We start from the raw sequence: 5,398 nt of genomic DNA on the forward strand, positions 1-5,398 counted from the left end.
ACCTTGGTGCAGGTGAAGTGCGCCGGCCGGGTGGTGCGCTGCACGGCGGAGGGCGACCACCATGCCGTGGCCGCGGTGATCGACGAATATTATTTCGAGCGTCATTTGGGGGTTCCAAGAGTCCATGGCTAACGAATCCGGTAAGACGGCGCCCTCGGCCGAGAAGCCGGCCGCGCCGCCCTCTCCCATCAAGGTGCTCTTGGCCGACACCCAGGCCATCTTCCGCGTGGGCATCCGCAAGATCTTCGCTCTGGAGGACGACATGCGCGTAGTGGCCCAGGCCGAGACCCTGGGCCAGACCCTGGCCGCCGTGTCCAAGTTCCCCTGCGACGTGATCCTGTTCGAGTCGGCCCTCTCCCCCAATCCCGCCGAGGCCGTGACCGAGGTCATGAAGCGCGCCGGCCACGCCCGCATGGTGGTGCTCACCGGCGAGGCCGACGAGGACGACACCGTCGAGTACCTGCGCCGCGGGGTGAAGGGCATCGTCACCCGCTCCATCCCTCCCGACCTGCTGGTCAAGTGCGTGCGCAAGGTGGCCGAGGGCGAGACCTGGCTCGACAACCGCGGCGTCAACTGGGTGGTGGAGGCCTACCGCGCCCAGGCCGCCCAGCTCACCGCCCCGCGCCCCAAGACCCATCTCAGCGACAAGGAGATGCTCATCGTCTCCTGCGTCACCCAGGGGATGAAGAACAAGGAGATCGCCCACGAGGTGGGCACCACCGAGCAGGTGGTGAAGAACTACCTGCGCAAGATCTACGACAAGCTGGGGGTCTCCGACCGGCTGGAGCTGGCGCTCTACTGCGTGCACCACCGCTTGCTGCACGGCTCCCGGGTCTCGGCCCACCTGGCCGAGCAGGCGGCCAAGACCGCCACCGCCCTGGCCGAGCCCCCTTCCTCCGAGCCCGAGATGTGAGCGCGGGCCCGGCTCTCGCCGGGCCGCATCCCGCTTGTCTCCCGCACCCTGATTTTGTTATCGTGGCCGCCCTCTGAGGAATGGCCTGGGCCGCCGCTTTCGGGCTCTCCCGCCTTTCGTCCTGCAACCTTGGGAGCACTATGAAGAAGACGGTTTCCATCCGCATCAACGGAAAAGAGTGCCGCGCCGAAGTGGAGCCGCGGCTGCTGCTGGTGCACTTCCTGCGCGAGGTGGCCGGGCTGACGGGCACGCACATCGGCTGCGAGACCTCGCTGTGCGGCGCCTGCACCGTGCTGCTCGACGGCCGCGCCGTGAAGTCCTGCACCCTGCTGGCGGTGCAGGCCGACGGCCGCGCCGTCACCACCATCGAAGGGCTGGCCGAGGGCGACCGCCTGCACGCCCTGCAGCAGGGCTTCTGGGAGGAGCACGGCCTGCAGTGCGGCTTCTGCACTCCCGGCATGATCCTCTGCTCCCACGACCTGCTGGAGCGCACGCCCTCGCCCTCGGAAGCCGAGATCCGCGAGGCCATCGGCGGCAACCTCTGCCGCTGCACCGGCTACCAGCACATCGTCAACGCCGTCCAGTCGGCTTCTCGCAAGCTGGGCAAGCACGGCGGGCAGCATGCCGCCAAGGCAGGGAGGTAGGCCATGGCGCGCGCCAAGTCCAAGACCTCGCCCAAGACGGCACCGAAAGCGGCTCCCCCGAAGCAGGCCGGATGGGTGGGCAAACGTCTGCCCCGCAAGGAAGACCCACGCCTGGTGCAGGGCATCAGCCACTACACCGACGACCTGAAGCTCCCGGGCATGGCGCACTGCGTCTTCGTGCGCTCGCCGCATGCCAACGCCGCCCTCCGCGGCATCCACGCCGACGCCGCCCGCGCCGCCGCCGGCGTGCTGGCGGTCATCACCGCCGGCGACCTGGAGGGCGTGGGCAACATCCCTTGCGCCGGCGCGCTGCCCGACCTGAAGATGCCGGCGCATCCGCCGCTGGCCAAGGGCCAGGCCCGCTACGTGGGCGAGCCGGTGGCCGCCGTGGTCGCCGAAACCCTCTACCAGGCGCGCGACGCCGCCGAACTGGTCGAAGTGGACTATGAGCCTTTGCCCGCCGTGGTGGACATGGAGAAGGCGCTGGAAGAGGGCGCCGCCCTGGTCTATCCCGAGTACAAGAGCAACCTGGCCTTCGTGCATCCGCTCAAAAACGGCGACGTCGAAGCTGCCTTCAAGAAGGCCGACGCCACCGTCAAGGAGCGCCTGCTCAACCAACGCCTGGCGCCCATCTCCATGGAGACCCGCGGCGTGCTGGCGGAGTGGCTACCGGGCGAAGGCCGCCTGACCGTGTGGTCCTCCACCCAGATCCCGCACCTGCTGCGCACCCAGATCGCGCTCCTGCTGGGCATGCCGGAGACCTCGGTGCGCGTGATCACCCCCGAGGTCGGTGGCGGCTTCGGCAGCAAGCTGAACGTCTACGCCGAGGAGGCGGTGGTGCCGTGGCTGGCGCGCAAGCTCGCCCGACCGGTGAAGTGGATCGAGGGACGGCGGGAGAACATCGCCGTCACCATCCACGGCCGCGACCAGGTCGACACGGTGGAGCTGGCGCTTAAGCGCGACGGCACCATCCTGGCGCTGCGCGCACGCGTGCTCGCCGACCTGGGCGCCTACCACCAGTTGCTCACGCCCATCATCCCCACCCTCACCGCGCTGCTCATGGTGGGCTGCTACAAGATCCCCGCCGTGGACATCAAGATCCGCGGCGTCTTCACCAACAAGATGTCCACCGACGCCTACCGCGGCGCCGGCCGCCCTGAGGCCACCTACATCATCGAGCGCATGGTCGACGTCGCGGCCCGCGCCCTGAACATGGATCCCGCCGAGGTCCGCCGCAAGAACTTTCCCAAGCCCAAGGAGTTCCCCTTCCACACCTCCACCGGGATCATCTACGACTCCGCCAACTACCAGAAGAGCCTGGAGCGCGCGCTGGAAATGTCGGGCTACGACAAGCTGCGCGCCCGCCAGAAGCAAGGATGGAAGGAAGGGAAGTACTACGGCATCGGGCTCTCCACCTACGTGGAGATCTGCGCCATGGGGCCCTCGAGCGCCATGGCCGCGGGCGGCTGGGAGAGCGGCACGGTGCGCATCGAGCCCACCGGCAAGGTCAACGTGCTCACCGGGGCCTCGCCCCACGGCCAGGGCCAGGAGACCAGCTTCGCGCAGATCGTCGCCGACGAACTGGGCATCTCGCCCCAGGACGTGAACGTGGTGCACGGCGACACCGCCATCGTGCCCTACGGCATCGGAACCTTCGGCAGCCGCGCTACCGCGGTGGGCGGCACCGCCGTCTTCTACGCCACCCAGAAGATCAAGCAGAAGCTGGCGGCCATGGCCGGACACCTGCTGGGCGCCAAGCCCGCGAGCATGGTCTTCTCCAACGGCCGCATCGGCCCCAAGGGCAGCAAGAAGTCGCTCGCCTTCGGCGAGGTGGTGGGCGCGGCCTACAGCGCCAAGACCCTGCCCCCGGGCATGGAGCCGGGCATGGAGGCCACCCACTTCTTCGAGCCCTCCAACTTCACCTTCCCCTTCGGCGCGCACGTGATCTCGGTGGAGGTCGATCCCGACACCGGTGAGATCAAGATCGACAAGTACGTCGCCGTGGACGACTGCGGCAACGTCATCAACCCGCTGCTGGTCGAGGGCCAGGTGCACGGCGGCATCGTGCAGAGCATCGGCCAGGCCTTCCTGGAAGAGGTCATCTACGACGAGAACGGCCAGCTCGTGACCGGCACGCTGATGAACTACGCCGTGCCCAAGGCGGCGCAGGTGCCGCGCTTCGAGTTGGAGCGCACCTGCACGCCCTCGCCGGTGAACCCCATGGGGGTGAAGGGCGTGGGCGAGGCCGGCACCATCGGCGCGACCCCGGCGCTGGTCAACGCCGTCTGCGACGCGCTGGCGCCCCTGGGCATCACCAACCTCGACATGCCGCTCAAGCCGGAGCGCGTGTGGCGCGCCATCCGCGACGCCAGGAAGCTGCAGGCCGGCAAGATCCAGCCAGCGGCGGCCGCGCCTCCGCCGGAGCAGCCCGCCAAGGCAAGCCGCGCCACGGCCAGGAGGAACGCATGATCCCGGCATCGTTCGACTACGATTCTCCGCGCACGCTGGGCGAGGCCCTGGCGCTGCTCGCTTCCCGCGGCGAGGACGCCAAGCTGCTGGCCGGCGGACACAGCCTGCTGCCCGCCATGAAGCTGCGTCTGGCGCAGCCGCCCGCGCTCATCGACCTGGGCCGCATCCCCGGGCTCAGCTACATCCGCGAGGCCCACGACGGCCTGGCCCTGGGCGCCATGACCACCCACGCCGCCGTGGCCGCCTCCGACCTGCTGCGCCGCAATTGCCCGCTGCTGGCCGAGACTGCCGCCGCCATCGGCGACGTCCAGGTGCGCAACCGCGGCACCCTGGGCGGCAGCCTCGCCCACGCCGATCCCGCCGCCGACTATCCCGCCGCCATCCTCGCCCTCGACGCCGAATTGGTCACCATCAGCGAGAGCGGCGAGCGCGTGATCAAGGCGCGCGACTTCTTCACCGGGATGTTCGCGACCGCGCTGCGCCCCGACGAGATCCTCATCGAGGTGCGCGTGCCCAGGACCGGCACCGCCGGCACCGCCTACAAGAAGTTCCACCACCCCGCCTCCGGCTTCGCCGTGGTGGGCGTGGCCGCGGTGGTGAAGACCAAGGCCGGCAGGATCGAAGGCGCTTCCGTGGGCATCACCGGCGTGGCCGAGCGCGCTTACCGCGCCGCGGCGGTGGAGCAGGCGCTGCGCGCGCAGGCCGCCATCGCCGACGCCGCTGCCCACGCCGCCGACGGCGTCGAGGCCCTGGGCGACCACTTCGCGTCCTCCGAGTACCGCGCCCACCTGGCCGCGGTCTTCACCCGCCGGGCCCTGGAAGAGGCGCGGGCCCGCGCCCGATGAAGATCGAGGGCTCGCACCAGGTCGCGGCCCCGCGCGCCGCCGTCTGGCGCGTGCTCATGGACCCGGGCGCGCTGCAGCGCTCCATCCCCGGCTGCCAGAAGCTCGAGGCCACCAGCCCCAATGCCTACCGCGCCACCATCAAGGCAGGCGTGGGTCCCATCAAGGGAACCTTCAGCGGTGACATGACCATCGCCGACATCGTCCCCGAGAAGTCCTACACCCTGACCTCGCACACCAAGGCGCCCATGGGCTTCGTGGAAGGGAAGGGAAAGGTCTTGCTCGAAGACGCGGGCGGGGAGACCGTGGTCCACTACTCCGGCGAGGTGAAGATCGGAGGCCTGCTGGCCTCGGTGGGCGAGCGGCTGATCGACGCCGCCGCCCGCAAGAACATCAGCGAGGTCTTCGCCAACCTGGCGCGCGAGTGCGCCCAGCGCGCCTAAGCCGCCTCGTCTCTGATAAGCTAATCACGCTGTCATCTCATCTACCGGAGGGACCCGTGAAAGGCGATCGCAAGGTCCTGGCCGTCC

The 5,398-nt window shown here is 69.6% G+C and carries 5 protein-coding genes; all 5 read left to right on the forward strand.

Annotated features, from left to right (window positions below; all coding sequences use genetic code 11):
- Positions 1–124 precede the first annotated feature (124 nt).
- The 5 genes from VEG08_11935 (at position 125) to VEG08_11955 (ending at position 5,311) form a co-directional block, all read left to right on the forward strand.
- A complete protein-coding gene (locus tag VEG08_11935) occupies positions 125–913 on the forward strand; it encodes a response regulator transcription factor (protein HXZ28694.1) in 789 nt (262 codons plus the stop codon).
- Between the two features lie 140 nt (positions 914–1,053).
- The gene (locus tag VEG08_11940) at positions 1,054–1,557 is read left to right on the forward strand and encodes a (2Fe-2S)-binding protein (GenBank protein HXZ28695.1); all 504 of its coding nucleotides are present in this window, start codon (positions 1,054–1,056) and stop codon (positions 1,555–1,557) included.
- Positions 1,558–1,560: 3 nt separating this feature from the next.
- A complete protein-coding gene (locus tag VEG08_11945; protein HXZ28696.1) occupies positions 1,561–4,026 on the forward strand; it encodes a xanthine dehydrogenase family protein molybdopterin-binding subunit in 2,466 nt (821 codons plus the stop codon).
- Positions 4,023–4,871: a xanthine dehydrogenase family protein subunit M gene (locus VEG08_11950; protein HXZ28697.1), complete on the forward strand. Its 849-nt coding sequence runs from the start codon at positions 4,023–4,025 to the stop codon at positions 4,869–4,871. Before VEG08_11945 ends, VEG08_11950 begins: the two co-directional genes overlap by 4 nt.
- Complete coding sequence (locus VEG08_11955; GenBank protein HXZ28698.1) at positions 4,868–5,311, forward strand: carbon monoxide dehydrogenase subunit G; 444 nt, start codon at positions 4,868–4,870, stop codon at positions 5,309–5,311. The genes VEG08_11950 and VEG08_11955 overlap by 4 nt, the downstream gene beginning before the upstream one ends.
- Positions 5,312–5,398 lie beyond the last annotated feature (87 nt).

It is taken from the genome of Terriglobales bacterium, assembly GCA_035624475.1.
Taxonomy (GTDB): Bacteria; Acidobacteriota; Terriglobia; order Terriglobales; family Acidobacteriaceae; genus DASPRL01.

Excerpts from the sequence above, each read along its gene's own strand:
- VEG08_11935 (HXZ28694.1), top strand. The coding sequence starts at position 125 with ATGGCTAACGAATCCGGTAAGACGGCGCCCTCGGCCGAGAAGCCGGCC.
- VEG08_11940 (HXZ28695.1), top strand. The coding sequence starts at position 1,054 with ATGAAGAAGACGGTTTCCATCCGCATCAACGGAAAAGAGTGCCGCGCC.
- VEG08_11945 (HXZ28696.1), top strand. The coding sequence starts at position 1,561 with ATGGCGCGCGCCAAGTCCAAGACCTCGCCCAAGACGGCACCGAAAGCG.
- VEG08_11950 (HXZ28697.1), top strand. The coding sequence starts at position 4,023 with ATGATCCCGGCATCGTTCGACTACGATTCTCCGCGCACGCTGGGCGAG.
- VEG08_11955 (HXZ28698.1), top strand. The coding sequence starts at position 4,868 with ATGAAGATCGAGGGCTCGCACCAGGTCGCGGCCCCGCGCGCCGCCGTC.